Raw genomic sequence first — 24,717 nt, forward strand, 5'->3', positions numbered from 1 at the left:
GCTCGATCAGCGGATGGCCCGGGCGCGAGCCACGTTCAGCGCACGCGGATGGCGTCGATCGCGTGCTGCCCCGCGTCGAGGCGCAGGTTGACGCCGCGGACGTCGCCGAGCTGACCGCGGCACTCGGATGACAGCGCGCCGAGGTCGATCGCGACCGACGCGCCGCCGGAGACAGGGTCGCCGGCGGGCAGTTCGCACCAGCTCCACGAGGGGCCGACCTGCAGCGCGAGGCCGATCGACGTGCCGGTCGTCTCCGCGACGTCGATGACGAGCGTCGAGCGGCCGGAGAGGTCCCACGAGCCGGTCGCCCAGATCCATCCGCTCTCCGCGAGGTCGACCGTGAGGCGTCCGTCCGCGGCGTCGATGGCCCCGTTCGCGGCCCATCCCTGCGGTCCGTCCGCGAAGTCGAACAGGGTGGTCGGCGGCTCCGTGCCCGGGGCCGCGTCGAAGGCCCGCAAGGCGCGGGCGAGCTCCGCCCGCGTCACGGGACCGCGCATCCCGAAGCGGCCGTCACCGGCGGGCTCGACGATGCCGTTCTGCGTGACCCACGCGATCGCCTCGGCCGACGGATGGGCCGGCGGCACATCGTCGAAGTCCGCGGGCTCCGCGGGCGTCGGCGCGCCCGCGAGCTCCCACAGCGCGTGGGCGAGCTCGGCGCGCTCGACGGGAGCCTTCGCCGTGCCGTCGACCGCCGGGGCATCCTCCCGGTACGCCGCGAGTGCGTGCGTCGCCTCCGCACGCGTCACGGGGCGCGTGGGGTGGAAGCGGCCGTTCGCGTCGCCGAGATTGACGACCTCGTCGTGCAGCCACGCGATCGCGGCGTAGTCGGGGGCGTCGCGTTCGACGTCGACGTAGACCGGCGGCGGGGGCGTGCCCTCGACCGCGCGGAGCTCGTCGACGACGATGGAGCCCTCGACGGCGCCTGCGTCGGCTGCGTTGACGAACACGCTGAACTGCGACACGTGGGCGAGGGCCTCGGGCGTGAGGCGGCGGTCGGCGTTGGCGGTGTCCCAGGGGGCGGGGCGCCAGTCGGCGAAGGGGATGGTGGCGAGGTAGGGGTCGTCGCCGGCGAGGGAGGGGTAGGCCTCGAAGGCGACGCCGTCGGCGACGAGCTGGAGGACGAGCCGGTTGCCGGACGCATCGGGATCGATCCACGCCTGGAAGTCCCAGAACGACGACCAGTCGCCCGCGACCGGCCGGCCCGCACCCGTGTACGACTGCGTCGCGAAGGAGTACGACAGCCGCATCGCGGCCTCTCCGCCTCCGACCGCGTCGCCCTCGGCCGCGCGGGCGAGCTCGAGGACATTCGCGTTCTGGGGCACCCACCTGCTCTGCAGGGCGGCGTCGGCGTCGTAGGACTCGAAGTCGTCGACGACGCCGAGCGGCAGCACCGGCTCGGGACCGAGGACGACGGTCGACGCCGTGGTCTCCACTTCGGCGCCGCCCGCGAACACGCGCAGGGTCAGCCCGTGCGACGTGTTGTCGAGCTGCTCGGGGGCGACCTCCCACGCCCCGGTCCACCACATCCCGCCGTCAGCCGGGGCCGCGAGCTCAATCACGTCTCCCGCATCGGTCGTGACCGTCACGCGATCGGCCGCGTGGCCCGTCACCGATGCGCGCAGCTCGACGGGCCCCGCCACCACGCGCGCGCCGTCGGCGGGAGACGCGAGGTGCGCAGCGGCCGAGGCGACGGACGCGGTGTCGGCGTCGTAGACGCCCGCGAGGTCGTCGGCGAAGAACGTGCGCGGGTCGTCGTGATACGCCTGGAAGTCCGGCAGCATCTCGCCCTCGACCGGGAAGTAGGGCGTCGAGTCGCCGCCGTAGTTCGCCCACGTCATCATGTAGGCGGTCCGCGCCGCGTCGGGATCCGACATGATCGCGTCGAGCACATCCGTGAACCACGTCACGTTCGCGTTCTCGCCGTCGGGGCGCACGCCGCCCGAGATGCCGAACTCCGTCAGCGCGCTGATCTTCCCGCGCGCCTGCGCGAGCCGGCCCATCATGCCGAGGTCGGCGACGAGCCCGTCCAGGAAGCTCTGCGCGGCGCCCGAGCTGTCGTAGACGTCGTAGCCGAGCACGTCCACGAAGTCGTCGCCGGGGTACGTGCGCAGGTACAGGTCCTCGTCGCCGCCGAACCCGCCCCCGGGCGAGAACGCGTACAGGAGGTTGTGCACGTCCTTCACATCGCGCAGGTACTCGACCGTGAAGCGGAACAGCTCGGCGTACTCGCCGGGCAGGCCGAACGCCGCGCCCCACCAGAACCACGAGCCTGCGTTCTCATGCCACGGGCGGAACACGATCGGGATGGCCGTGCCGTCGGCGGCGACGGCGGCATGCGCGGTCGCGGCGATGCGATCGAGATACGCGCGGAGCGCATCGTGCTGCGCTCCGCCGGGGAGGACGGCGCGCAGCGCGTCGCCCGAGGTGTCGTAGAAGTCGCCGCCGGTCGCGAGGTTCTCCATGTGGATCGTGAGAGTGCTGATCGCCCCGACGTCGTGCGCCTGGCGGATGTTCGCCGCCAGCTGCTGCGCCTTCGCCTCGCGCTCGGCGAGCGGCATGCCCGCGGTCTCGAGCGTGTCGAATCCGATGACGGCCGGATGGTCGCCCGTCGCGGTGAGGGTGTCGGAGGACGTGCCGTCCTGCGCGGGGAAGGACTCCCCGAAGTACAGGTCCTCCTGGTGCCCGAACAGGACGCCCTCTGCGTCGATGTCGCGCAGGTACGCGAAGAGTGAGCGCGTCTCGGGTGTCGCGTCCGGGTCGACCAGGTCGACCTCGGCCGCGATGGGGGCGGCGTGCGCCACCGGAGTCACGGCGAGCGGAGCCGCGAGGCCGAGCGCAAGCGCGACGGCGACCGCGGCGCGCCTGCCGCGTCGTCGCGGTCGGACGCGACGGGATGGCTGCGCCCAGGCGGGCGCGGGGGTGCTGTTCATCGGCGAACCTCCTCAGGTGGGCGTCGGTGCCCACAGAAGTCCTACCGTGACTTAGTTACACATGTCAACAAACTTCCTCACATCCCTCCCGCGAGGACAGCGGCCGCCTCGGCCGCGACGCCCCACAGGGCGTAGCAGCTGAGCGCGGCGAAGAGCGCCTGCTCGCGCCAGGATCCCGTATCGCCGAGGATCGGCACCGCGATGCCGCCGCCGCGCAGCCACACCCGGCGGAGCAGCGGCGTGCGCCGCGCCCACCGAGGAGCGCGCACGCGGATGGGCCACAGCAGCGGGATGCCGCCGGTCGTGAGGAGGTCGCCGGCGAGGTGCGCGAGGTATCCGACCCCGACGCACCAGGGGAGCCAGGAGGTCTGCGCGGGGGCGAGGAAGCCGGCCGCCGCGCCCAGCGCCGCGCCGCCCGCCCACGCGAGGGGCCACCGTCGCGCGATCCGCAGCACCTTGAGCGCGAAGGCGGTGCACGCCGCGACCGCGATCGCGACGCCCAGGTGGTAGGGCTCGACCGAGCCGTCCGGGTGCCAGACGACCTCTCCCAGGAAGCGCATGCCGACGATGACGCCGAGCACGGCGAGCAGCGAGTGCATGCCCTTCCGGTGCCCGCCCGACACGGCGCCGACGACACCTGCCGCGAGTCGCCCGGCGATGGGCACGGAGTGGGCGATCGTCGCGCTGTGATGATCCGCGTCGGGCAGGAGGGCGGCGCCCGCCGCGATGGGCGCGCCGAGCAGCACCGCGGCGGGCGCGAGTTCGTGCGCTCCCAGGGCGGGGAGCGTCGTGGCGGTGAGCGCGATCCAGGCGGCGGCGCCGCTGGCGGCGTGCGAGGTCCCCATCATGTCGGGGGTCTCCTTGGAGGTCGAAGGGCGTGGCGCGTCACGACGTCGGGACGACGTTCAGGCTATGTGTGCGCGCCGACATCGCCGGGCGCGGCGACACGCGGATGGCCTTCTCCGCCCGCTGCAGGTAGACTGGACGGAGCTTGCAGTGCGATGTCCGCCGCCTCTCACGGCCGATCGCCGCAGCTCACCGGCTCAGGGCCATCCACGGATCCCCTCGCACAGATGCGAGCGGCGATCGCCCGGAGCCGCCGCATCGCGGGCATGCCCACGCGGCCGCCCGCACTCAGACGAGAAGAGCACGACATGACCATCACCCACCTCGACGACCCTCACCATACCGACGAGCCGCTTGCCTGGAAGCAGGCGGCAGATGACGTCTTCGTCGCGACGCATGCCGGCGAGTTCGCGGGCTTCGTCACGGTCGACGGCCGGCGCCACCTCGCGCACGACCGCCATGGCGTCGCGATCGGCGAGTTCGCCTCGCTCGCGACCGCCCTCGCGGCGCTCGAGGACCGCGCCCGCGACGTGAAGCCCATCCTCAAGGCCGCGCACCCTCCCCGCACGCCTCGCCCGCGCCGACTCTCGCGGCGCGCGATCGCCTGACCGCGCGCCGCCCGCGGCTGCCGCTCCCGAGCTGTGCCGGGATTCGGATGCGCGGGGCCGGTGTGCGCGTGTCGGCCACAGGCGTGCACATGCGCACCACGGATCCGATTCCCGTGACGCGCTGCGCCGCGACGTGACATGGCACTGCCGTGACGAGGCACCGCGCGCGGTTGCGGCCCGGTGCCGCCGTAGGATGGCCGAGGTCGCACGAGCAGGGGGAGGCGCGATGGACCGGGGAGCGCCGAGGCACCGGCTCGCGATCGTGATCGGCGTCGGCGGCGCCGTCTTCGTGGGCGCCCTCACGGCTATCCAGGCGCGCGTCAACGGGCAGCTCGGCGTCGCACTCGACGCCGCGCTCGTCGCGGCCCTCATCTCGTTCGGGTCGGGCCTCGTCATCCTGCTCGTGCTCGCGCCGCTTCTCCCGAGCGGCCGCGCCGGCGTCCGCGTGCTCCGATCGGCCCTGCGCGAGCGCCGCGTGCCCTGGTGGATGCTCGTGGGCGGCGCGGCAGGGGCGTTCAGCGTTGCGACGCAGAGCTTCACGGTCGCCGTCATCGGCGTGGCCATGTTCTCGGTCGGCATGGTCGCAGGCCAGACCGTGCACGGACTCGTGCTCGACCGCATCGGCTACAGCCCCGCGGGCGTGAGCGCCGTGACGCTGCCGCGCGTCGCGGGAGCCGCTCTCGTGCTCTCGGCGGTCGTCGTGTCGCTGACCGGAGACGCCGTGGCGCGGGCCCCGCTGTGGATGCTCGTCCTGCCGTTCCTCGTCGGGGCGGGCGTCGCGTGGCAGACGGCGACGAACGGGCGGCTGCGCCAGGCCGTCGGCTCCGCGTTCGCGGCGACGCTCGTCAACTTCATCGGCGGGACGGCCGTGCTCGCCGTCGCCGCCGTCTGGCACCTCGCGACCGCGGGCGCGCCCGCATCCGCGCCGCGCGAGCCGTGGCTCTACCTCGGCGGAGCGCTCGGCGTCGCGTACATCTTCATCTCGGCCGCCCTCACTCCGCGCACGGGAGTGCTGCTCATGACGCTCGGGTCCGTGCTCGGCATGCTCGGCGCATCCGTCGTCCTCGACGTCGTCTGGCCGCCCGCCGCGCCGCCCGCGCTGTGGCAGCGCGCGCTCACGGTGGCGCTCGCCGCGGGCGGCGTCGTCGTCGCGACCGTGCGCGCCGGGCGCCGCTGACCGGTCAGCCAGCGAGGAGGGCCTCGCCCAGCGGCGTGCGCGCATGGAGCATGCGCTGCCCGGACCGCCGCGACGTGATGAGCTTCGCGTCGCGCAGCGCGCTGAGGTGATGCGATGCCGTCGCGATCGCGAGCCCGGTCGCCGTGGCGACGGCACTCGTCGAGAGCGGCTCCCGCAGCGCCAGGAGCACCGAGAGCCGCCCCTCGCCGAGAAGCCGGCCGAGTGCGGCCGCGTGCGCGACGCCCTCGCGATGCCAGTCCTCGGCGACGCCGAGCGCGGGGTAGAACAGCGTCGGCTGCGCCGGCGGCTCGGTGATCACCGAGCACCGCCGCGCGAACACCGACGGCACGAGCACGAGGCCGCGCCCCGTGCAGTCGACGGTCTCCTCGTGGCGCGTGAGCTCGACGCGCACGGAGTCGGCCGACCAGTCCACGGCCGGGTGGAGCGCCGTCGCCATCGCGCCGATGCCGGCCGTCGTGACGACCCGCGTCCGTGCCACGATGTCGGCCCGCAGGAGGCGCTCCAGCTGCGACCAGGATGGCGCGAGCACGGCATCCCACACGGCGTCGGCGGCCTCGGCGATGACGGCTCGCGCGCGGTGCGGGTCGTCGAGAAGTCGGAGGAGCGCCGTCCGCTCGCGGCCCGTGCTGCGGTCGACGCGCTTGCGGAGGTCGACCTGCATCCCCGGCAGCGGAGCCCGGCGGCGGCGCGCCGCCTCCTCGGCAGGGTCGAGATCCCACGAGGGCTCCGAGGTGAGGAAGTCGGGGACGTAGCCGTCAGCCCCGACCACGGTCCGCAGCAGCTCGAAGGCAGGGCGCGGAACGACGTCGCGGGCCTGGCGCAGCCATCCCCACTGGAGCGGGTTCTCCGCGGGGCGGGCGAGGGAGCGCACCGCGTGCACGAGCTCGTGCCCCGGCGAGATGCCGAATCGGATGGCCGACACGTCGTCCGGGCGCAGGCGGAACTCGACGAGCTTTCGATGCACGTCGAAACCTTATCCTCGCCGAACCGCGCCTGCGAGAGTCGCGTCGTGAGAGAGAGGAGCCGCTCATGGGCATCGTGACGGCGGATGGGATCCGCATGCCGGGCAGCAGGACGCTGCGCTTCGAGGGGCGGGAGCACGGCGCGGCCGTGTCGTTCTTCCATGTCGACAACGAGCCGGGTCAGGGGCCCGGGCTGCACCGCCATCCCTACTCGGAGACCTGGCATGTCCTCGCGGGCGAGGCCACGATCACGATGGGCGAGGAGACGATCGTCGCCCACGCGGGCGACACCGCGACCGTCGGAGCCGGCGTGTGGCACGGCTTCGTCAACTCGGGCGATGGGCCTCTGCGCATCCTCTGCATCCACGCATCCGACACGATGATCCAGGAGTCCCTCTGATGTCCTTCCAGGCGTACCTCGACAACATCGAGACGAAGACCGGCGTCACGCCGCGCGCCTTCGTCGACCTCGCCGCCGAGCGCGGCTTCGGCCCCGGGACCAAGGCGGGCCCGATCATCGAGTGGCTCGCCGCCGACTACGGCCTCGGCCGCGGCCACGCGATGGCGCTCGTGCACGTCATCACCAAGGGCGACCGCATCGACGCCAAGCACGTCGGCAGCGGGACCGCCCACAGCGACGCGTCGGACCGGCTGTGGCTCGACGGCAAGGACACCCGGCCCGCGGGCTGGTGAACCGCGCACGCGGACCTCTCGACGCGCGCCTTCGCCGGGTCTAGCATCGGGAATGCGCCGGGGGGCGTGCGGCGAGCCGCGCGTATGACCGGTTCGAAGGAGATCCGATGTCTCGGATGAGGAAGGCCGTCGGCGTGTGCGCACTCGTACTCGGCGCGGCGCTGGCGATGGGGACTGCGGCGCACGCCGCCGTCTCGGTGGGCTACACGGGCCAGGGGACGATGTCCACGCCCGACGGACGCGTGCTCGAGAGCGCGCAGTGCGACACGAGCGGCGACGGCTACCTGCTGTGGGTGCTCACCGCGACCAAGGGGACGTCGGCGACGATCTCCGGGCCATGGGGCACCGCGGAGATGACGCAGTCGGGCGGCGGGGCGTTCAAGTTCACGAGCGACTTCTACGACCTCGACGCGCTCGTCGGGACGGTCTCGGCGTGGTCGGATCAGACCGGGGGCAACCCGCAGCTCGTGATCAGCCACGGCTGCGAGGACGACGACTACCCGTCGTCCGGCGCGCCCGACGACCCGTACAACCCGTACGACTGATGCGGTGCGGCGGGCGCCTAGGAGCGCTCGCCGCCCGGCATCCTGCCGAGGATCCGGTCCGGGTCGACACCGGGCCGGAACCCCTCGCGGTCGCGCGGAGGGCGCCCGCCGACGTACAGCCATCCGAGGAGCTTCTCGCGGCGGGTGAGGCCGTGCGCCTTCGCGACCGCGGGGGAGCGCACGAAGGCGCCCGTGCGCCACATCACACCCCAGCCGGCCTCGTCGAGGAGCAGGCTCAGCAGGTGGGCCACGCCCGACGCGACGGCCTCCTGCTCCCACTCCGGCACCTTCTCGGACGGGCGGGGGCTCGACACGATCGCGATGAGCAGGGGAGCGCGCAGCGGCTTCGTCGAAGGTCCTTCGCCTGTCGCCTCGCCGATCGCGCGGCCGAGCCGCAGACGGTCGTCGCCGCGCAGCTCGATGAGCCGCCACGGGGTGAGGTTCGAGTGGTCGGCGACGCGACCGGCCGCCGCCACGAGCGGCAGCAGCTCCTCGCGCGTGGGAGCCTCGTCGGTGACCTTGGACGATGAGCGCCGCGCGCGGGCGGCCTCGAGCGCGGAGCCCATGCGCGGAGCGCTCACGCCTCGGGCGTGAAGTTCAGCGAGAGCGAGTTCATGCAGTAGCGGTCGCCGGTGGGCGTGCCGAATCCGTCCGGGAAGACGTGTCCGAGGTGCGAGCCGCAGTTCGCGCAGCGGACCTCGGTCCGCACCATGCCGTGGCTCGTGTCCTCGAGCAGCTCGACGGCCTCGGGCCGCACCGACTCGTAGAAGCTCGGCCATCCGCAGTGCGAGTCGAACTTCGTGCCGCTCTGGAAGAGCTCGGCGCCGCATGCGGCGCACGTGTACAGGCCCGCGCGCTCCTCGTCGAGCAGCTCGCCGGTCCACGGCCGCTCGGTTCCGGCTTCGCGCAGCACCGCGTACTGCTCAGGCGTCAGCTCTGCACGCCACTCCGCCTCGGACTTCTCGACCCTGTACGACATGCCCCGATTCTACCGCCGCGCAGGACGGCAGGGGCCGGAGGAAGGGCGCCGGGAGAAGGCAGAATGGCGGGGATGGACGAGGTCGCGCAGGTCGCCGAACGCTTCGCCCGGTTCGCCGCGGAGGAGGCGCCGGGACGGTCTCGCGTCTACGGCGACTGGTCGGCGAGGGTCGCCGAGGACGGCACGGTCGCCGCCGTGCTCGCCCGCATCCCGGCGGCGCACCGCCAGCCGCCGCTCGTGTTCGCCGTGACGCGCCTGCTCGGCGCGGCGGACGACGCCGACGCCGCCGACTGGGCGCGCTTCGTGCGCGAGCGGGCCGACGACATCGTCGCCGAGTGCGGCGTCCGCGGCCTGCAGACGAACGAGCCGCTGCGCTGCGCGGCGCTCCTGCCCGCGCTCTCGCTCCTCGCCGGCCCGATCGCCCTCCTCGAGCTCGGCGCATCGGGTGGCCTGTGCCTCTACCCCGACCGCTACTCGTACCGGTATGCGGCGACCGGCCGACACGTGCACCTCGACCCCGTCGACGGGGCGTCCGGGGTCGTACTGACCTCGACCTGGGATGGCCCGCTGCCGGAGCTGCGGCTGCCGGAGCTGCGGCTGCCGGAGGTCGTCTGGCGCGCGGGTGTCGACCTGCAGCCGCGCGATCCGCGCGACCCGCGCGACCGCGCCTGGCTCGAGATGCTCGTGTGGCCGGGCGAGGAGGGGCGGCGCGAGCGGATCGCGCGGGCGCTCGACATCGCGGCGGCCGATCCGCCTCTTCTCATCGCAGGCGATGCCGGCGATCCCGAGGCCCTCCGCGCGCTCGCCGCGGACGCGCCATCGGAGGCGACGCTCGTCGTGTCGACGCCGGGCGTGCTCCCGTACCTCCCGCGTGCCCGCCGGGAGGCGCTCATCGACGCCATCCGGGCACTCGGCGCGCGCTGGATCACGCTCGATGCGCCGGGGCTCCACAGCGGATGGGCCGAGCCGGTCGACGAGGCGGAATGGCCCGGTGGCTTCGCGCTCGCTCTCGACGGCCGCGTGCTCGCCGCGGCGGATCCGCTCGGGGCCCGCGTCCGCTCGCGCGCCTGACGGCCGAGCGGCGCCGCGCGCCATACGCTCGGAGCATGTCCACCTCCCTGTCGGAACGCGAGCGCGCCATCCTCGCCTTCGAGGCGGCGTGGGGCGCCCACGGCGGCGCCAAGGAGGAGGCGATCCGCGCAGAGCTCGCGATGACCCCGGCGCGGTACTACCAGCTGCTCGGGCGGCTGATCGACACCGAGGCCGCGCTCGCCGCGGATCCGCTCCTCGTCAAGCGCCTCCGCCGACTGCGCGACGAGCGCGAGGCGGCGCGCCTCCGCGTCACCAGCTGATCCACGACGTCCGCGGATAGCATCGAGGGATGCCGAGCACCTACCCCCGGGACCGCTTCGACGACATCCCGCGCGAGACCGGGCGCGTCGGCGCCCACCGCGCGGAGAACCCGGGCATGAGCGGACCCGCCGTGCTGCTGTGGGCGATCGTCGCGACGATCGTGCTCGTGATCGCGGGGATCCTCGGCTTCCTCGTCCTCTCGCAGCAGGGCGCGCTCCCGGCGCCCGAGAACACGCCGGCGCCGGCGGCGACGACGGCGCCCGTCGTCGACACGTCGTACTCGGTGCTCGTCCTCAACGGCACGGCGACAGAGGGGCTCGACGACGAGGTCGCGGAGCAGCTCGTCGACGCGGGCTTCCCCGAGGGGGCCGTGACCCCCACCGATTCCGACGAGACGGACTTCGAGAAGACGACCGTCTTCTACGCGAGCCCCGAGGATGAGCCGGCGGCGCGCGGCGTCGCGGAGGCCATCGGTGCGACCGAGGTGGTGCAGAGCGACGCGTACCAGAGCGGCGACGGCCGACAGCTCACGGTGGTCGTCGGACTCGACCGTGTTTCCGGCGCGTAAACGTCACGAGACGACCGTGTCAAACGTCGCCTGATCGACGTTCTGCCGCGGAATCACGCGGATACGATCGCTCCAGTTCCATCCCGCAACAGGAGTGATCGCCATGACCCAGGGCACCGTGAAGTGGTTCAACGCCGAGAAGGGCTACGGGTTCATCACCGTCGCCGACGGCGGCCAGGACGTCTTCGTGCACTATTCGAACATCGAGATGACCGGCTTCCGCGTGCTCGAGGAGGGCCAGGCCGTCGAGTTCACGGTGGGCACCGGGCAGAAGGGCCCCCAGGCCGAGGCGGTCCGCCCCGTCTGAGCGCTCCCGCCTTCTCCGCAGCCGCCCCGCGACCCCGGTCGCGGGGCGGCTGCGCGTGTGTCGGCGGGTGACGCCTCCCGGCTTGCACTCGATGGGGTCGAGTGCCAAAATGGCGTTTAGCACTCCCGTCAAGAGAGTGCTAAACCCATACGCCTACGTCCGGGAGGGACGACAAACACATGGCAAAGATCATCGCTTTCGACGAAGAGGCCCGTCGCGGCCTCGAGCGCGGCCTCAACACGCTGGCCGACGCCGTCAAGGTGACGCTCGGCCCGCGTGGTCGCAACGTCGTGCTCGAGAAGAAGTGGGGCGCTCCCACGATCACGAACGACGGCGTCTCCATCGCGAAGGAGATCGAGCTCGACGACCCGTACGAGAAGATCGGCGCCGAGCTCGTCAAGGAGGTCGCGAAGAAGACCGACGACGTCGCCGGTGACGGCACGACCACGGCCACCGTCCTCGCCCAGGCGCTCGTCCGCGAGGGCCTCCGCAACGTCGCCGCGGGCGCCGACCCGATCAGCCTCAAGCGCGGCATCGAGAAGGCCGTCAAGGCGGTCACCGACCAGCTCCTCTCCACCGCGAAGGAGATCGAGTCGAAGGAGCAGATCGCCGCGACGGCGTCGATCTCGGCTGCGGACACCTCGATCGGCGAGCTCATCGCCGAGGCGATCGACAAGGTCGGCAAGGAGGGCGTCGTCACGGTCGAGGAGGCCCAGGCCTTCGGCACCGAGCTCGAGCTGACGGAGGGCATGCGCTTCGACAAGGGCTACCTCAACCCCTACTTCGTGACGGACCCGGAGCGCCAGGAGGCCGTCTTCGAGGACCCGTACATCCTCATCGCGAACCAGAAGATCTCGAACATCAAGGACCTTCTGCCCGTCGTCGACAAGGTGATCCAGGCGGGCAAGGAGCTCGTCATCATCGCCGAGGACGTCGAGGGCGAGGCTCTCGCGACGCTCGTGCTCAACAAGATCCGCGGCATCTTCAAGTCGGTCGCCGTCAAGGCCCCCGGCTTCGGCGACCGCCGCAAGGCGCAGCTGCAGGACATCGCGATCCTCACGGGCGGCCAGGTCATCACGGAGGAGGTCGGCCTCAAGCTCGAGAACACCGACCTCGAGCTCCTCGGCCGTGCGCGCAAGGTCATCATCACCAAGGACGAGACGACGATCGTCGAGGGTGCCGGTGACGCCGCGCAGATCGAGGGTCGCGTGACCCAGATCCGCCGCGAGATCGAGAACACCGACAGCGACTACGACCGCGAGAAGCTGCAGGAGCGCCTCGCCAAGCTCGCCGGCGGCGTCGCCGTCATCAAGGCGGGTGCGGCCACCGAGGTCGAGCTCAAGGAGCGCAAGCACCGCATCGAGGACGCCGTCCGCAACGCGAAGGCGGCCGTCGAGGAGGGCATCGTCCCCGGTGGTGGCGTCGCGCTCATCCAGGCGGGCCAGGTCGCGTTCGACGGTCTCGAGCTCACTGGCGACGAGGCGACCGGCGCGAACATCGTGAAGATCGCCATCGAGGCTCCGCTCAAGCAGATCGCGCTCAACGCGGGCCTCGAGCCGGGCGTCGTCGCGAACCGCGTCGCCGAGCTCCCGGTCGGCCAGGGCCTCAACGCGGCCACGGGCGAGTACGTCGACCTCTTCGAGGCCGGCATCATCGACCCCGCCAAGGTCACGCGCTCGGCTCTGCAGAACGCCGCGTCGATCGCCGGCCTGTTCCTCACGACCGAGGCGGTCGTGGCGGACAAGCCGGAGAAGGCCGCGGCCGCTCCTGCTGACCCCAGCGGCGGCATGGACTTCTGATCCGCGCCGCGCGCTCGTCGCGCTGAACGACACGAAGGGCCCCTCCTCGCGGAGGGGCCCTTCTGCGTACCGGGACGCGGGCTCAGCGGAACATGCCGGCGCTGGCCTGCTCCGCCTCGGCGTACTGCATCCCCGCGACGCTGAGCGCCTGCCCGATCGACGCGAGGGACTCCTGGATGGCGAGCTGTGCCGCCCGCCACTGGTCCATGACGCTCTGGAAGCCCGCGGCGGCCGATCCCTGCCACACCGCCTGCAGCTCGAGCAGCTGCGCGAGCATGGTGTCGGAATCGGCCTGGATGCGGTCGCCCGTGGCGCGGACGTTGGCGGACTGCGCGACGAGGGCGTCGCTGTCGACGGCGAAGATCGGCATGGGTGCTCCTTCTCGTGTGACCGCCGGAGATCGGCGTGGTCCTCACGCTAGGAGCGGGGCGCGCCGCCCTCCGGGTCGTCCACAGCGTCGCCCGGCGACACCGCGGCGATGCCGGACTGTGCACGCGGCGTCGCCCCGGCATCCGACCCCTCCCGGGCGAGCGGGAAGGCCACGCGGAACGTCGCGCCGCCTCCGGGGGTGTCGGTCACCTGGACGGTTCCGCTGAGTGAGTCGACGATCGAGGCGACGATCGAGAGGCCGAGGCCGCTGCCTCCCGTCTCCCGTGCGCGCGAGGTGTCGGCCCGCCAGAACCGCTGGAAGACCTTGTCCCTGATCGACTCGGGGACGCCCTCGCCATGGTCGACGATCGCGATCCATCCGGTGCGCGCCGCGGCGTCCACGCCCACCTCGATGACGATGGGGGATTCGGCGGGGCTGTAGCGGCGCGCATTGCCGAGCAGGTTCGACACCACCTGGCGGATCTTGTCCTCCTCGCCGCGGACGATCGGAGGGAGCGCGACGGGCTTCGCGGGCGGCTGCACGGGGATGTCGAGCTGCGCGACGAGCGGCTGCTCGCCGGTCTGGGCGGGGCGTCGGCGACGCAGCGCCGCCGACGCGCGGGCGATCGCGGCGGTTCCCGGCGCCCAGCGCCGCCGCGGCGCGTCGGGCCCGTCCGCGCGGCCGTCCTCGGGAGCGGATGTCGCGGCCTCGAGCTCGGCGCGCTCGGGCAGCGTCACCGCCCCCGTGATCGCCTCGAAGGTGTGGTCGACGACCGTGACGTCGCGGCCCGGCTCGGCCGCGCGGACGTCGAGCGCGGCATCGTGCGCGATCGGGCGGAGGTCGACCGGGCGGATGTCGAGCTCGCGGCGGTCGTCGAGCCGGGTGAGGGCGAGCAGGTCCTCGACGAGGACGCCCATCCGCTTGGCCTCGGCCTCGATGCGCTCCATCGCCTTGGCTGTCGCCTCCTCGCCCTGCAGCGCGCCCATCCGGTACAGCTCGGCGTAGCCGCGCACGCTCACGAGCGGCGTGCGCAGCTCGTGGCTCGCGTCGCCGATGAAGCGGCGCATCTGCCGCACCGTGGCGTCGCGCTCGTCGATCGCCCCGTCGATGCGGTCGAGCATCGTGTTGATCGCGATCTTGAGGCGGCCGATCTCGGTGCTGGGCTCGATGTCGGTCATCCGCTGGCTGAAGTCGCCCGCCGCGATCTCCATGGCGGTCGCCTCGACCTGGCCGAAGCGGCGGAACGTCAGCGTCACGAGGCCGCGGGTGAGGAACGCCGCCGCGATGACCGTCGCGAACGCGACGAGCGTGAAGACGGCGATGTACGTGCGGACGAAGCTGTCGACGTCGGCGAGGGGGAGCGCGACGACCGTGGCGTACGGGAGGTCGTAGCTCTCCGACTGGAGCGTATTCACGGTCGTCGCGGCGTAGAACCCGGGTCCGCGTCCGGTCTCCGCGTCGAGGGGGACGATGCTGCCGCGCCGGATGTACGCCTCGTCGAGGGGCAGGCGGCGCGGGAAGGCGGGCTCCGCGGCCTCCTCCGAGCCGCCCGCGGTCGCGATGAGCTCGCCCTCGCGGTTGTACATCGCGACGAAGTACTCGGTGCGCGGCTCGTTGTCGGCCGGCACGAACATCAGCTCGCCCGATGCCGTCGTGAGCGGCGTGAGGAGCCGCTCGGCGACGTTCGAGTCGGCGTACTCCTGGACCGTGCTGCGCACGCTGCCGAGCAGGTTCTGCTGGAGGATGGGCACGGTCACGACGCCCGTGATGAGGAGTCCGACGGCGAGGACGAACACCGTCACGCCGGTGACCTTCGCCCGCAGGCTGACGCGTCGCCACCACCGGGTCACGGCGTCGTGCTTGCGTGCCAGGGCAGGGCCTTTCCGCGAGGCGGGGCGCGCCCGCCGACTGTCAGGAGACCTTGTCGACCTTCAGCATGTAGCCGAAGCCGCGCTTGGTCTGGATGAGCGACTCCGCGGTGTGCGGATCGATCTTGCGGCGCAGGTACGAGATGTAGCTCTCGACGATGCCCGCGTCGCCGTTGAAGTCGTACTCCCACACGTGGTCGAGGATCTGCGCCTTCGACAGCACGCGGTTCGGGTTGAGCATGAGGTAGCGGAGGAGCTTGAACTCCGTCGGGCTCAGGTCGATCTGCTCGTCGCCGACGTAGACGTCGTGCGTGTCCTGGTCCATCGTGAGCTCGCCCGCGCGGATGACCGACTCCTCCTCGTCGTTCTGCATCGTGCGGCGCAGGACGGCCTGGATGCGCGCGACGATCTCGTCGAGGCTGAACGGCTTCGTGACGTAGTCGTCGCCGCCGACGTTGAGGCCCTTGATCTTGTCCTCGGTCTCGTCCTTGGCGGTGAGGAAGATGATCGGGGCGGTGTATCCGGCGTCGCGCAGGCGCTTGGTGACGCTGAACCCGTTCATGTCGGGGAGCATGACGTCGAGCACGATGAGATCGGGCTCCTCCTCCAGCACGGCCGAGATGGTCTGGGCTCCGTTGGACACGGTCCGAACCTGGAATCCGGCGAATCGCAGGCTCTGCGAGAGCAGGTCGCGGATGTTCGGCTCGTCGTCGACGACCAGGATGCGCGGTGCGGTCATGACCCCATTATGTCGGTGCCGGGTAAGCGCGGGCTGGAAATCCGCGCGTCGGGCCCGGAATCCGTGCGCCGAGCGCGAACGCTACGCGGCGGCGAGCCGCTCGGCGTCGAGGATCGTGTAGCTGTAGCCCTGCTCGGCGAGGAACCGCTGACGGTTCTGCGCGAAGTCCTGATCCACCGTGTCGCGCGCGATGAGCGTGTAGAAGCTCGCCGTATGGTCGGTCTGCTTCGGACGCAGGAGGCGTCCCAGGCGCTGGGCCTCCTCCTGGCGGGAGCCGAACGACCCCGACACCTGGATCGCGACCGACGCCTCGGGCAGGTCGACGGAGAAGTTCGCGACCTTCGACACGACGAGCAGCTTCAGCGACCCCTCCCGGAACGCCGAGAACAGCCGCTCGCGCTCGTCCACGGGCGTGGCGCCCGTGATCTTCGGCGCGCCGAGCGCCTCGGAGAGCTCGTCGAGCTGGTCGAGGTACTGGCCGATCACGAGCACCTGCTCGTCGGGGTGGTGCGCGAGGATGCGCCGCACGGCGTCGATCTTCGCGGGCGCCGTCGCCGCCAGCCGGTAGCGCTCGTCGTCGGCCGCGGCCGCGTACTCGAGGCGCTCCGACGCCGGCAGGTCGATCCGGACCTCGTAGCAGGCCGCGGGGGAGATGTAGCCCTGCGCCTCGATCTCCTTCCACGGCGCGTCGAACCGCTTGGGCCCGATCAGGCTGAAGACGTCGCCCTCCCTGCCGTCCTCGCGCACGAGGGTCGCGGTGAGCCCGAGCCGTCGGCGCGCCTGCAGGTCGGCGGTGAGCTTGAAGACGGGCGCGGGCAGCAGGTGCACCTCGTCGTACACGATCAGGCCCCAGTCGAGGGCGTCGAGGAGCGAGAGATGCGCGTACTCGCCCTTCCGCTTCGACGTGAGGATCTGGTACGTCGCGATCGTGACCGGCTTGATCTCCTTGGACTGCCCCGAGTACTCGCCGATCTCCTCGGGCGTGAGCGTCGTGCGCCGCAGCAGCTCGTCGCGCCACTGGCGCGCCGACACCGTGTTCGTCACGAGGATGAGGGTCGTCGTCCCGGTCGCGGCCATCGCGCCCGCTCCGACGAGGGTCTTCCCGGCGCCGCACGGCAGCACGACGACGCCGGAGCCGTCCTCGCGGAAGGTGTCGACCGCGAGCCGCTGGTAGGGGCGCAGCGCCCACCCGTCCTCGGCGAGGGCGATGGGGTGGGGCGTGCCCGGCGTGTAGCCCGCGCGGTCCTCCGCGGGCCATCCGATCTTCAGCAGCTCCTGCTTGATGTGCCCGCGCGCCCACGCGTCGACGATGTAGGAGTCGGGCGTCGGGTGCTCGACGAGCAGCGGCTGGATGCGCTTGTTGCGCGAGACCTCGGTGATCACCGCCTCGTCCTGGGAGACGAGGCGCAGGCGGCCCTCGTCGTCGCGGTCGATCACGAGGCGCCCGTATCGGTTCACGGTCTCGCGGATGTCCGTCGACACCGAGGGCGGGACGGGGAACCGCGACCATCGGTCGAGGGTCTCCAGCATGTCGTCGGCGGTGTGCCCGGCCGCGCGCGCGTTCCACAGGCCCAGCCGGGTCACGCGGTACGTGTGGATGTGCTCGGGCGCCCGCTCGAGCTCGGCGAACACCGCGAGCTCGTGGCGCGCGGCCTCCGCGTCGGGGTGCGCGACCTCGAGCAGCACCGTGCGGTCGCTCTGGACGATGAGGGGGCCGTCGGACATAGCTGTCCAGTCTACCGGCGGGCCGCCGCCGTGGGGTCGGGGCGGTGCGTCACGCGGTGCGGACCGAGCGGATGAGCGAGACCGGGAGGGTGCGCTCGACGTCGGCCGCGCGGTCGAGGCCGCGCAGCCGTCCTCCGCCGATCCCCGACGCCTCGAGCGTCAGCTCGCGCGTCGTCCCGTCGGGCATCGCGACCTCGACGACGATGACGGCCTTGGCGCGGACGGCGGCGTCGAGCTCGCGCTCGCGCCACGCGGCCTCCGCATCCTCGCCGTGCGAAGCGCGAAGCCGGTCGATGACGGCCCGGTACCGCTCCTCGGGAGCATCCTCCTCGGCAGCGGGCGCGAGTCGGCGGCGGTGCAGCGCGACGGTGCGGCCGTCGTCGTCGATCGCGACGACGGGATAGCGCGCGTCGGCGAGCGCCCAGTAGACGGTCTGCCGTGCAGCGCGCGTCCGCAGCAGCGCGCCCTCGCGCACGAGGCCCAGCGGGCGCAGCGCCTGGTCGACGCCGATGGTCTCGACGAGATGGTGGTCGCGGCTCGACACGATCGTGTGGCCGCTGCCCGGCTCGACCGAGACCCGCACGAGGCCGTGCCGCTCGGCGGTCCGGGTGAGCAGGTAGTCGAGCGGCTGCGGGATGCCGGTGAGCGAGAGCTCGGAGAGGAACGAGCGGATGGCCTCGGCCGTCTCGCCGCCCGCGATCGCCGACGAGAGCGACGCCTCGGTGAAGCGGTAGGTCGAGGCCTGCGCGTGCGACTCGCGGACGGTCATCGCGCGCAGGCGCATGTCGAGCGCGGGCACGAGCGGTCCCGGGGAGATCGCGGTGAGGTCGTTCTGCAGGAAGACGCGGTCGACCTCACCGGGGAGGAGCTCTGCGAGGGGGCCGGCGTCGGCGGCGCCGCCCGCCCGGAACGGCGTCGCCCACGGGGTCTCCGTGCCGTCGGGCGCGATGAGGCCGAGCAGAGCCGCCAGACGCAGGGCCGAGGCCGCCCGCTCGGGCCAGGCCGGGTCGAGCGGATAGGCGTCGACCCACGCCGACGGCGGCACCCAGCCGCCCTCGCGGGTGCGCAGACCTGCGGGCAGCGCGTCGCGCCATCCCGTCGCGAGGATCTCCCAGCGACGACGCGTGGGCTCGCGCGTCCAGTCCTCGCCGGCGTCGGCCACGAGCCAGGCGCGATCCACCGGACGCACGAGGCCGGCCGCCTCGGCGAGCGCGACGAGGTCGTCGAGCTCCTCGGCGTCGCGCACGACCTCGTCCTGCACGAGCCGGCGCCGGTCGGTCGCGCCGACCGACCCGCCGCCGACGCGCGACAGCGGAGTCGCGAGCGCCGCGACGAGCACGTCAGCGAGCGCCCCGAGGGTCGTGAAGGCGCGCTCCGCGGCCCGGGCCGCGGCCGACTCGTCGGCGGGCTGAGGGGCGTCGTGGCGGGCAGGCGCGAGGTCCACGCCGTCGAGCGCGCGGCGGACCGACGGCAGCGGCGACCCGGATCCGTCGACGAGCGAGGACGCGATGCCCTCGTCGGCGATCGGACGGCCGCTTGCGAGGTCGGCGAGCACGTCGCGCGGGAGCTGACGCAGCGCCGTCGTCAACGACTCGGGGGCGAGCAGCGCGTCGGCGGCGTCGAAGAAGTCGCGCCAGCCGACGTGGGCGGAGACCCGGCGGGCCGCGAGGAGCGAGCCGAGCCGCGCGTCGGACATCGCGGCCAGCCGCTCCGCCAGCACCCGTGCGTCCGCGCCGCTCATCCGCTCAGCTCCGGCGCGAGGCGCGACCCCTTCGCACGAAGCTCATGACGAGCAGCGTGAGGAGCAGGAGGAAGGCGATCACGGGCCCGATCATCTGCACGAGGAACACGACCGGCCACGCGCCGCCGCTGAAGTCGGTGACCCCTGAGGCGGTCGCGATGATCACGGCGAGGAAGCAGCCGATCGACAGCACGACGATCCCCAGGGACATGAACGCGAGGATGCGGTCGACGCGGCGGACCGCGGGTTGCGCGCTGGGCTGATCACTCATCCTGACCAGGATAGTCGTACGCCTGCCGGACTAGGATGGCGGAGAGGGATCGATCGATCCCTCTCTCTACGTTCCAGCGGTATCAGCGAGGTTCACATGCCCACCGGCAAGGTCAGGTTCTACGACGAGGACAAGGGCTTCGGCTTCATCACGTCGGACGACGGACAGGACGACGTGTTCCTGCACGCGAGCGCGCTCCCCGCGGGCGCGGTCGTGAAGGCCGGGACGCGGCTCGAGTTCGGGATCGCCGACGGCCGCAAGGGGCCGCAGGCGCTCTCCGTGCGGGTGCTCGAGGCTCCGCCGAGCCTCGCGAAGGCGTCGCGCAAGAAGGCAGACGACATGGCCGTCATCGTCGAGGACCTCGTGAAGCTCCTCGACGACATCGGCGGCGACCTGCGTCGCGGCCGCTACCCCTCGTCGTCGCACGCGCGCAAGGTCGCGGCCGTGCTGCGCAAGGTCGCGGACGAGCTCGATGTCTGAGGCTCCCGAGCCTGCGGCGGACGCGGAGGCGCTCGCGGATTCCGAGGCGCCCCGCGAGGACGCCTCCCTCGAGGCCGCGCCCGTCGAGCCCGACCCTCGCCTGCTCGAGGCTCGCGATCTCGCGCTCGCCGCGCTGCGGGAGATCACGCCCGCGCAGACCATCGGCGAGCCGGCGGGCTACACCGTCGAGGGCGACGGCGTCGTCTCGCTGCGCTTCGAGAACCGCCTGAGCGGCTATCCGGGATGGCACTGGACCGTCTCCCTCGCGGTCGTCGAGGACGCCGAGCCGACCGTGCTCGAGGCGGAGCTGCTGCCGGGCGACGGAGCGCTGCTCGCGCCCGAGTGGGTGCCGTGGTCGGTGCGCCTCGAGGAGTACAAGGCGGCGCAGAGCGCGGCGGCCGAGGCCGCGGCGGCCGACGAGTCCGATGAGGGCGAGGACTTCGCGTCCGAAGGCGACGAGTTCGACCAGGACGAGGACGACTTCGACGAGGACGGCTCGCCGATCCTGCACGCGGGAGACGTCGACGGCGTCGACATCGACGAGCTCGACGCGGGCGACGACGATGCGGCCGATGACGACGATGCGGCCGAGTCCGACGAGGACTACGACGAGGACGACGACGAGGCGCGCAGCGCGGACGACGACGCGGACGAGGACGACGACGCGTGGGATGACGACGACGCGGAGGACTGACCGCGTGAGACAGGAGGAGCCCCGGCCGACCGGCCGGGGCTCCTCCTGTCTGCGGTGACGGATCAGCTGTTCTCGAGAACGAAGTCGATCGCGCGCGTGAGCTGGCGGACGTCCTCGGGCTCGATCGAGACGAACGTCGCGACCCGGAGCTGGTTGCGGCCGAGCTTGCGGTACGGCTCGGTGTCGACGATCCCGTTGGCGCGCAGCGTCTTGGCGACCGCCGCCGCGTCGACCGCCTCGTCGAAGTCGATCGTCACGACGACGGGGGAGCGGTGCGCGGGGTCGGCCACGAACGGGGTCGCCGAGGACGACGCCTCGGCCCACGTGTACAGCGCCTGCGACGACTCCGCCGTGCGGGCCGCGGCCCACTCGAGGCCGCCGTTCTCCAGGATCCAGCCCAGCTGGCTGTCGAGGAGATGGAGCGTCGCGAGGGCAGGGGTGTTGAGCGTCTGCTCCTTGCGCGAGTTGTCGACCGCATTCCAGAGGCTGAGGAACTCCGGGATGTAGCGGTCGGACGCGTGCAGGCGCTCGATGCGCTCGATCGCCGCGGGCGACATCGCGGCGAACCACAGCCCGCCGTCCGAGCCGAGGTTCTTCTGCGGCGCGAAGTAGTACACGTCGGTCTCGGCGACATCGAAGTCGATGCCGCCGGCGGCGCTCGTCGCATCGATCACGGTGAGCGCACCCGCGTCGCCGGACACGCGCCGGATCGGTGCGGCCACGCCCGTGGACGTCTCGTTGTGCGGCCAGGCGTAGACGTCGACGCCCTCGACCGGCTCGGACTCGGCGCGCGTGCCCGGCTCCGCCTTGCGGACGTCGGGGGCCTCGAGCCACGGCGCGGCGGCCGCCTTCGCGAACTTCCCGCCGAACTCGCCGAACACGAGGTTCTGCGAGCGGCGCTCGATGAGCCCGAACGCGGCCGCATCCCAGAACGCGGTCGAGCCGCCGTTGCCCGTGACGATCTCGTAGCCGTCAGGCAGGCGGAGCAGCTGCGCGAGGCGCTCGCGCACGCTCCCGACGAGGTTCTTCACCGGCGCCTGGCGGTGCGACGTCCCGAGGAGCGACGATCCCACCTCGGCGAGGGCGGCGACCTGCTCGGGACGCACCTTCGAGGGGCCGCAGCCGAACCGGCCGTCGGAGGGAAGGAGATCGGCGGGGATCGTGAGCGTCATGCTGCTCATCCTACGGCGCGTCCGCGGGCGGCCCGGCGGCCAGCGCCCGGTGTCCGTGCTCCCGGTTAGGATTGCCTTCGACGCAGACGGAGGATCGATGACCGACCTGATCGACACCACGGAGATGTACCTCCGCACCATCCTCGACCTCGAGGAGGAGGAGATCATCCCCCTGCGCGCGCGCATCTCCGAGCGCCTCGGCCACTCCGGCCCGACCGTCTCGCAGACCGTCGCCCGCATGGAGCGCGACGGCCTCGTCGTCGTCGCCGAGGACCGCCGTCTGCAGCTCACCGACGAGGGCAGGGCCAAGGCCGTCGAGGTGATGCGCAAGCACCGCCTCGCGGAGCGCCTCCTGTCGGACGTGATCGGCCTCGACTGGGCCTACGTCCACGACGAGGCGTGCCGGTGGGAGCACGTCATGAGCGAGCAGGTCGAGCGCCGCCTCGTCGAGCTGCTCGGCTACCCGACCGAGTCGCCGTACGGCAACCCGATCCCCGGGCTGGAGCAGCTCGGGGAGTTCTCCGTCGAGCGGGCCGATCAGGGGGTGGTCGGCCTCGTGCGCCGCCTCGACGAGAACGGCGGGCCCGTCTCCGGCACGGTCCGGCGGCTCGCCGAGTCGGCCCAGGTCGACCCCGAGCTCCTGCAGCAGCTGCGCGACGCCGGGGTCGTGCCGGGTGCGCACGGCGACTTCCGCTACAGCGAGGGGTACGTGCTGGTCCAGATCGCCGGCGCGCAGGACGCGCTCGAGCTGCCCGTGGAGATCGCGTCGCACATCTTCCTCGTCGACGATCGCGGCTGACGCTCGGCTGGGAGCCCGACGGGGAGCGTGACATTTCCGTTATCTTCCGTTACCGTTGAGCGATACCCGGCGGCTCCGAGCCCCGGGCGCTCCGTGAGAAATCGCCTCCCCGGCTCGTCGTTCTGACGGAGTGAGACTGTGCCCCGACCAGTTCTGACGAGTCGGCGCTCCCTGGCGCGAGGCGACGGAGGAGACAACTTGGCTGAGAACCCCACGTCCGCGGGCGCCCCCGACGCCGACGCGACGACCCCGACGAAGGCCGTGCAGCCCGTGACGCGAGGAATCGTCGTCATGCCGCGCAGCGACGTCCGGCGCATGGAGCGGGCCGCCCGCCGTGCCGGCGCCCCCCAGGTGAAGCCGGTCCGCGCCGCGGGCACGATCGCCGCCGTCCTCGCCCTGCTCGCCGGCGTCGCCATCCCCGCGTACGCGGCGACGCAGCCGGCGCCCGAGACCGTCTCGATGCAGGACGCCGCCGAGCGCGAGGCCCAGTCGATCGCGGTGGACGCCGCGGTCGAGACCGCCCCGCTGAGCGGCGCGGCGTACTCCGCGACGACGCCGGAGGAGATCGAGGAGGCCAAGGCGGCCGCCGCGGCGGCGGAGGCCGCCGAGCGCGCCCGTGAGCAGGCCGAGCTCCTCGCCCAGCAGCAGCGCGAGCAGCAGGCCCAGCAGCAGGAGCAGCAGGCGCAGACCGCGCCGCAGCAGCCGCAGCAGCAGCCGCAGACGTACGAGCCCCCGGTCGTGAGCGACGGCGGCATCTGCCCGCTGCCCGCCGGCACCTACTACGTGAGCCGCTCGGTCGGGTCGGGCCACGAGGGCACCGACATGGTCGCGCCCGCGATGACCCCGATCTACGCCGTGAAGTCCGGCACCGTCATCACCTCGCAGGAGGCGCTCGGCGGCTGGGGCGTCACCGTCGCGATCGACCACGGCGACGGCACCTCGAGCCTCTACGGCCACATGACCTACGGAACCCGCCAGGTCGAGGTCGGGCAGACCGTCGAGGCGGGCCAGCTGATCGGCTACGTCGGCTCGACCGGCCGCTCCACGGCGAACCACCTCCACATCGAGTACCGCATCAACGGCGCGATCGTCGACCCGATGAGCTACCTGCCGATCTGATCGGATCCCGCGCGAGAGCGCCCGGCACGTCGCGTGCCGGGCGCTCTGTCGCATCCGGCCACGGAATCCCCGGCTGTTCACCCGCTCTTCGCCCTCGACACGCCCGGGGTGCGCTAGCCTGACCCTGTCGCCGAGAGAGGCGGAGGGAGCCGATGGAACGAATACCTCGCATCCGCACCACGGATGCGCTCGGGCGTTACGTCCTCCGGCATCGTGTGCACACGGGCCGCGGAGCAGCCGCGGTCTCTCCAGGGCGCTGTCCATGAGACAGCGCCCTTTTTCGTGCCCGCGCACGCCCGCCGCCGATCGGAGCGGTCGCAGTTCGAATGCCCGGAAGCCGTCCGGGTCGTATCGAAGGGATCGAGTATGCGAACACTGGTGCTGAATGCGGGATACGAGCCCCTCGCGGTCGTCTCGTTCAAGAGAGCCCTCGTCCTCGTCATGAACGAGAAGGCGACCGTCATCGAGCACGTCGAGGGGGAGCCCGTGTGGGGCACGAGATCGGTGTTCGACCGGCCCGCCGTCATCGTCCTCACCCGCTACGTGCGCGTGCCCACGGCGCGCCGGACGCCGGTGACGCGTCGCGGCGTGCTGCGCAGGGACGGCTTCCGCTGCGGGTACTGCGGAGCCTCGGCCTCGACGATCGACCACATCCTCCCGCGCTCGCGCGGGGGACGGGACACGTGGGAGAACCTCGTGGCGTGCTGCCTGCGGTGCAACAACATCAAGAGCGATCGGACTCCGCAGGAGATGGGCTGGGAGCTCCGCTTCGCGCCTGGGGCGCCGCGCAGCACGTCCTGGACGGTGCGCGGGGCCGAGCGCGCGGATCCGCGCTGGGAGCCGTACCTCGCGCTCGCGGCGTGAGACGGTGCCCCCGACTGGACTCGAACCAGCGACGCACGGTTTAGGAAACCGACGCTCTATCCACTGAGCTACGGGGGCGTCCGCACC

27 protein-coding genes and 1 tRNA gene are annotated in these 24,717 nt (G+C 72.5%); 15 read left to right on the forward strand and 13 right to left on the reverse strand.

The genetic code is table 11. The features are described 5' to 3' along the window. Positions 1–35: 35 nt before the first annotated feature. Both GC092_RS03650 and GC092_RS03655 read right to left on the reverse strand, forming a co-directional pair. The gene (locus tag GC092_RS03650; RefSeq protein WP_324014133.1) at positions 36–2,930 is read right to left on the reverse strand and encodes a glycosyl hydrolase; all 2,895 of its coding nucleotides are present in this window, start codon (positions 2,928–2,930) and stop codon (positions 36–38) included. 77 nt (positions 2,931–3,007) lie between these two features. Then, complete coding sequence (locus tag GC092_RS03655; RefSeq protein WP_324014134.1) at positions 3,008–3,778, reverse strand: metal-dependent hydrolase; 771 nt, start codon at positions 3,776–3,778, stop codon at positions 3,008–3,010. Positions 3,779–4,084: 306 nt separating this feature from the next. Between GC092_RS03655 and GC092_RS03660 the strand changes: the two genes are divergently transcribed. After that, the gene (locus tag GC092_RS03660; protein ID WP_324014135.1) at positions 4,085–4,384 is read left to right on the forward strand and encodes a hypothetical protein; all 300 of its coding nucleotides are present in this window, start codon (positions 4,085–4,087) and stop codon (positions 4,382–4,384) included. A gap of 226 nt (positions 4,385–4,610) precedes the next feature. Continuing rightward, entirely contained in the window at positions 4,611–5,561 is a 951-nt protein-coding gene (locus GC092_RS03665; RefSeq protein ID WP_324014136.1) for a DMT family transporter, read from the forward strand. 4 nt (positions 5,562–5,565) lie between these two features. On the opposite strand, the gene GC092_RS03670 is transcribed toward GC092_RS03665, so the two are convergent. Next, on the reverse strand, positions 5,566–6,546 hold the full coding sequence (locus GC092_RS03670) for an ArsR/SmtB family transcription factor (protein WP_324014137.1): 981 nt from the start codon (positions 6,544–6,546) through the stop codon (positions 5,566–5,568). 65 nt (positions 6,547–6,611) lie between these two features. On the opposite strand from GC092_RS03670, the gene GC092_RS03675 reads away from it, so the two are divergent. From GC092_RS03675 to GC092_RS03685, 3 genes are all read left to right on the forward strand, one after another. Beyond that, positions 6,612–6,944 carry a cupin domain-containing protein gene (locus GC092_RS03675; RefSeq protein ID WP_324014138.1) on the forward strand — a complete coding sequence of 111 codons (333 nt, stop codon included), beginning with the start codon at positions 6,612–6,614 and terminating at the stop codon, positions 6,942–6,944. After that, the gene (locus tag GC092_RS03680; protein WP_271173571.1) at positions 6,944–7,237 is read left to right on the forward strand and encodes a DUF4287 domain-containing protein; all 294 of its coding nucleotides are present in this window, start codon (positions 6,944–6,946) and stop codon (positions 7,235–7,237) included. Before GC092_RS03675 ends, GC092_RS03680 begins: the two co-directional genes overlap by 1 nt. A gap of 107 nt (positions 7,238–7,344) precedes the next feature. Further along, positions 7,345–7,782, forward strand: a complete 438-nt coding sequence (locus GC092_RS03685; protein WP_324014139.1) for a hypothetical protein — start codon at positions 7,345–7,347, stop codon at positions 7,780–7,782. A 17-nt stretch (positions 7,783–7,799) separates the two neighbouring features. On the opposite strand, the gene GC092_RS03690 is transcribed toward GC092_RS03685, so the two are convergent. Together GC092_RS03690 and msrB are read right to left on the reverse strand one after the other, a co-directional pair. Then, the gene (locus GC092_RS03690; RefSeq protein ID WP_324014841.1) at positions 7,800–8,348 is read right to left on the reverse strand and encodes a nitroreductase family protein; all 549 of its coding nucleotides are present in this window, start codon (positions 8,346–8,348) and stop codon (positions 7,800–7,802) included. A gap of 11 nt (positions 8,349–8,359) precedes the next feature. Next, on the reverse strand, positions 8,360–8,761 hold the full coding sequence (gene msrB, locus GC092_RS03695) for a peptide-methionine (R)-S-oxide reductase MsrB (protein WP_271173570.1): 402 nt from the start codon (positions 8,759–8,761) through the stop codon (positions 8,360–8,362). 72 nt (positions 8,762–8,833) lie between these two features. Here msrB and GC092_RS03700 point away from each other — a divergent pair, with 72 nt between their 5' ends. From GC092_RS03700 to groL, 5 genes are all read left to right on the forward strand, one after another. Then, complete coding sequence (locus GC092_RS03700) at positions 8,834–9,832, forward strand: DUF2332 family protein (protein WP_324014140.1); 999 nt, start codon at positions 8,834–8,836, stop codon at positions 9,830–9,832. Positions 9,833–9,867: 35 nt separating this feature from the next. Continuing rightward, positions 9,868–10,113, forward strand: a complete 246-nt coding sequence (locus GC092_RS03705) for a DUF3263 domain-containing protein (RefSeq protein ID WP_271173568.1) — start codon at positions 9,868–9,870, stop codon at positions 10,111–10,113. Positions 10,114–10,142: 29 nt separating this feature from the next. Then, a complete protein-coding gene (locus GC092_RS03710) occupies positions 10,143–10,682 on the forward strand; it encodes a LytR C-terminal domain-containing protein (protein ID WP_282979401.1) in 540 nt (179 codons plus the stop codon). 103 nt (positions 10,683–10,785) lie between these two features. After that, on the forward strand, positions 10,786–10,989 hold the full coding sequence (locus GC092_RS03715) for a cold-shock protein (RefSeq protein ID WP_271173566.1): 204 nt from the start codon (positions 10,786–10,788) through the stop codon (positions 10,987–10,989). 179 nt (positions 10,990–11,168) lie between these two features. Next, positions 11,169–12,788 (forward strand): chaperonin GroEL, encoded by a 1,620-nt coding sequence (groL, locus tag GC092_RS03720; RefSeq protein ID WP_271173565.1) that lies wholly within the window; start codon positions 11,169–11,171, stop codon positions 12,786–12,788. 82 nt (positions 12,789–12,870) lie between these two features. Here groL and GC092_RS03725 read toward each other — a convergent pair whose 3' ends face one another. The 6 genes from GC092_RS03725 to GC092_RS03750 all read right to left on the reverse strand — a co-directional run bounded on the left by GC092_RS03725 (position 12,871) and on the right by GC092_RS03750 (position 19,502). Beyond that, positions 12,871–13,158 (reverse strand): WXG100 family type VII secretion target, encoded by a 288-nt coding sequence (locus GC092_RS03725; RefSeq protein WP_271173564.1) that lies wholly within the window; start codon positions 13,156–13,158, stop codon positions 12,871–12,873. Positions 13,159–13,205: 47 nt separating this feature from the next. Next, on the reverse strand, positions 13,206–15,008 hold the full coding sequence (locus tag GC092_RS03730) for a sensor histidine kinase (protein ID WP_271173563.1): 1,803 nt from the start codon (positions 15,006–15,008) through the stop codon (positions 13,206–13,208). 61 nt (positions 15,009–15,069) lie between these two features. Next, a complete protein-coding gene (locus GC092_RS03735) occupies positions 15,070–15,765 on the reverse strand; it encodes a response regulator transcription factor (protein WP_271173562.1) in 696 nt (231 codons plus the stop codon). 81 nt (positions 15,766–15,846) lie between these two features. Beyond that, complete coding sequence (locus GC092_RS03740; protein WP_324014141.1) at positions 15,847–17,490, reverse strand: DNA repair helicase XPB; 1,644 nt, start codon at positions 17,488–17,490, stop codon at positions 15,847–15,849. A gap of 49 nt (positions 17,491–17,539) precedes the next feature. Further along, positions 17,540–19,231 carry a helicase-associated domain-containing protein gene (locus tag GC092_RS03745; RefSeq protein ID WP_324014142.1) on the reverse strand — a complete coding sequence of 564 codons (1,692 nt, stop codon included), beginning with the start codon at positions 19,229–19,231 and terminating at the stop codon, positions 17,540–17,542. Positions 19,232–19,235: 4 nt separating this feature from the next. Next, positions 19,236–19,502 (reverse strand): multidrug ABC transporter ATPase, encoded by a 267-nt coding sequence (locus tag GC092_RS03750; RefSeq protein WP_271173559.1) that lies wholly within the window; start codon positions 19,500–19,502, stop codon positions 19,236–19,238. A 96-nt stretch (positions 19,503–19,598) separates the two neighbouring features. On the opposite strand from GC092_RS03750, the gene GC092_RS03755 reads away from it, so the two are divergent. Continuing rightward, positions 19,599–19,982, forward strand: coding sequence for a cold-shock protein (locus GC092_RS03755; protein ID WP_271173558.1), 384 nt, complete (start codon positions 19,599–19,601; stop codon positions 19,980–19,982). Further along, positions 19,975–20,676, forward strand: a complete 702-nt coding sequence (locus GC092_RS03760) for a DUF3027 domain-containing protein (protein ID WP_324014143.1) — start codon at positions 19,975–19,977, stop codon at positions 20,674–20,676. Before GC092_RS03755 ends, GC092_RS03760 begins: the two co-directional genes overlap by 8 nt. A 62-nt stretch (positions 20,677–20,738) precedes the next feature. Here the strand turns inward: GC092_RS03760 and serC are convergent, their stop codons facing one another. Then, positions 20,739–21,848, reverse strand: coding sequence for a phosphoserine transaminase (gene serC / locus GC092_RS03765; protein ID WP_324014144.1), 1,110 nt, complete (start codon positions 21,846–21,848; stop codon positions 20,739–20,741). 97 nt (positions 21,849–21,945) lie between these two features. Between serC and GC092_RS03770 the strand changes: the two genes are divergently transcribed. The 3 genes from GC092_RS03770 to GC092_RS03780 all read left to right on the forward strand — a co-directional run bounded on the left by GC092_RS03770 (position 21,946) and on the right by GC092_RS03780 (position 24,630). Continuing rightward, the gene (locus GC092_RS03770) at positions 21,946–22,647 is read left to right on the forward strand and encodes an iron-dependent transcriptional repressor DtxR (protein ID WP_271173555.1); all 702 of its coding nucleotides are present in this window, start codon (positions 21,946–21,948) and stop codon (positions 22,645–22,647) included. Between the two features lie 198 nt (positions 22,648–22,845). Continuing rightward, positions 22,846–23,766 (forward strand): M23 family metallopeptidase, encoded by a 921-nt coding sequence (locus GC092_RS03775; RefSeq protein ID WP_271173554.1) that lies wholly within the window; start codon positions 22,846–22,848, stop codon positions 23,764–23,766. A 366-nt stretch (positions 23,767–24,132) separates the two neighbouring features. Then, positions 24,133–24,630 carry an HNH endonuclease gene (locus GC092_RS03780; protein ID WP_324014145.1) on the forward strand — a complete coding sequence of 166 codons (498 nt, stop codon included), beginning with the start codon at positions 24,133–24,135 and terminating at the stop codon, positions 24,628–24,630. Positions 24,631–24,635: 5 nt separating this feature from the next. Here the strand turns inward: GC092_RS03780 and GC092_RS03785 are convergent. Next, positions 24,636–24,708 (reverse strand) — tRNA-Arg (locus tag GC092_RS03785). Positions 24,709–24,717 lie beyond the last annotated feature (9 nt).

Source organism: Microbacterium sp. JZ37, from assembly GCF_035188445.1.
Lineage (GTDB): Bacteria > Actinomycetota > Actinomycetes > Actinomycetales > Microbacteriaceae > Microbacterium > Microbacterium barkeri.

What these genes read in the sequence shown, in the direction of transcription:
- groL (WP_271173565.1), top strand. Translation starts at nt 11,169, where the DNA reads ATGGCAAAGATCATCGCTTTCGACGAAGAGGCCCGTCGCGGCCTCGAG.
- GC092_RS03685 (WP_324014139.1), top strand. Translation starts at nt 7,345, where the DNA reads ATGTCTCGGATGAGGAAGGCCGTCGGCGTGTGCGCACTCGTACTCGGC.
- GC092_RS03780 (WP_324014145.1), top strand. Translation starts at nt 24,133, where the DNA reads ATGCGAACACTGGTGCTGAATGCGGGATACGAGCCCCTCGCGGTCGTC.
- GC092_RS03655 (WP_324014134.1), bottom strand. Translation starts at nt 3,778, where the DNA reads ATGATGGGGACCTCGCACGCCGCCAGCGGCGCCGCCGCCTGGATCGCG.
- GC092_RS03750 (WP_271173559.1), bottom strand. Translation starts at nt 19,502, where the DNA reads ATGAGTGATCAGCCCAGCGCGCAACCCGCGGTCCGCCGCGTCGACCGC.
- GC092_RS03735 (WP_271173562.1), bottom strand. Translation starts at nt 15,765, where the DNA reads ATGACCGCACCGCGCATCCTGGTCGTCGACGACGAGCCGAACATCCGC.
- GC092_RS03705 (WP_271173568.1), top strand. Translation starts at nt 9,868, where the DNA reads ATGTCCACCTCCCTGTCGGAACGCGAGCGCGCCATCCTCGCCTTCGAG.
- GC092_RS03665 (WP_324014136.1), top strand. Translation starts at nt 4,611, where the DNA reads ATGGACCGGGGAGCGCCGAGGCACCGGCTCGCGATCGTGATCGGCGTC.
- serC (WP_324014144.1), bottom strand. Translation starts at nt 21,848, where the DNA reads ATGACGCTCACGATCCCCGCCGATCTCCTTCCCTCCGACGGCCGGTTC.
- GC092_RS03675 (WP_324014138.1), top strand. Translation starts at nt 6,612, where the DNA reads ATGGGCATCGTGACGGCGGATGGGATCCGCATGCCGGGCAGCAGGACG.
- GC092_RS03715 (WP_271173566.1), top strand. Translation starts at nt 10,786, where the DNA reads ATGACCCAGGGCACCGTGAAGTGGTTCAACGCCGAGAAGGGCTACGGG.
- GC092_RS03680 (WP_271173571.1), top strand. Translation starts at nt 6,944, where the DNA reads ATGTCCTTCCAGGCGTACCTCGACAACATCGAGACGAAGACCGGCGTC.
- GC092_RS03740 (WP_324014141.1), bottom strand. Translation starts at nt 17,490, where the DNA reads ATGTCCGACGGCCCCCTCATCGTCCAGAGCGACCGCACGGTGCTGCTC.
- msrB (WP_271173570.1), bottom strand. Translation starts at nt 8,761, where the DNA reads ATGTCGTACAGGGTCGAGAAGTCCGAGGCGGAGTGGCGTGCAGAGCTG.
- GC092_RS03650 (WP_324014133.1), bottom strand. Translation starts at nt 2,930, where the DNA reads ATGAACAGCACCCCCGCGCCCGCCTGGGCGCAGCCATCCCGTCGCGTC.
- GC092_RS03725 (WP_271173564.1), bottom strand. Translation starts at nt 13,158, where the DNA reads ATGCCGATCTTCGCCGTCGACAGCGACGCCCTCGTCGCGCAGTCCGCC.
- GC092_RS03760 (WP_324014143.1), top strand. Translation starts at nt 19,975, where the DNA reads ATGTCTGAGGCTCCCGAGCCTGCGGCGGACGCGGAGGCGCTCGCGGAT.
- GC092_RS03710 (WP_282979401.1), top strand. Translation starts at nt 10,143, where the DNA reads ATGCCGAGCACCTACCCCCGGGACCGCTTCGACGACATCCCGCGCGAG.
- GC092_RS03700 (WP_324014140.1), top strand. Translation starts at nt 8,834, where the DNA reads ATGGACGAGGTCGCGCAGGTCGCCGAACGCTTCGCCCGGTTCGCCGCG.
- GC092_RS03660 (WP_324014135.1), top strand. Translation starts at nt 4,085, where the DNA reads ATGACCATCACCCACCTCGACGACCCTCACCATACCGACGAGCCGCTT.
- GC092_RS03770 (WP_271173555.1), top strand. Translation starts at nt 21,946, where the DNA reads ATGACCGACCTGATCGACACCACGGAGATGTACCTCCGCACCATCCTC.
- GC092_RS03755 (WP_271173558.1), top strand. Translation starts at nt 19,599, where the DNA reads ATGCCCACCGGCAAGGTCAGGTTCTACGACGAGGACAAGGGCTTCGGC.
- GC092_RS03745 (WP_324014142.1), bottom strand. Translation starts at nt 19,231, where the DNA reads ATGAGCGGCGCGGACGCACGGGTGCTGGCGGAGCGGCTGGCCGCGATG.
- GC092_RS03690 (WP_324014841.1), bottom strand. Translation starts at nt 8,348, where the DNA reads ATGGGCTCCGCGCTCGAGGCCGCCCGCGCGCGGCGCTCATCGTCCAAG.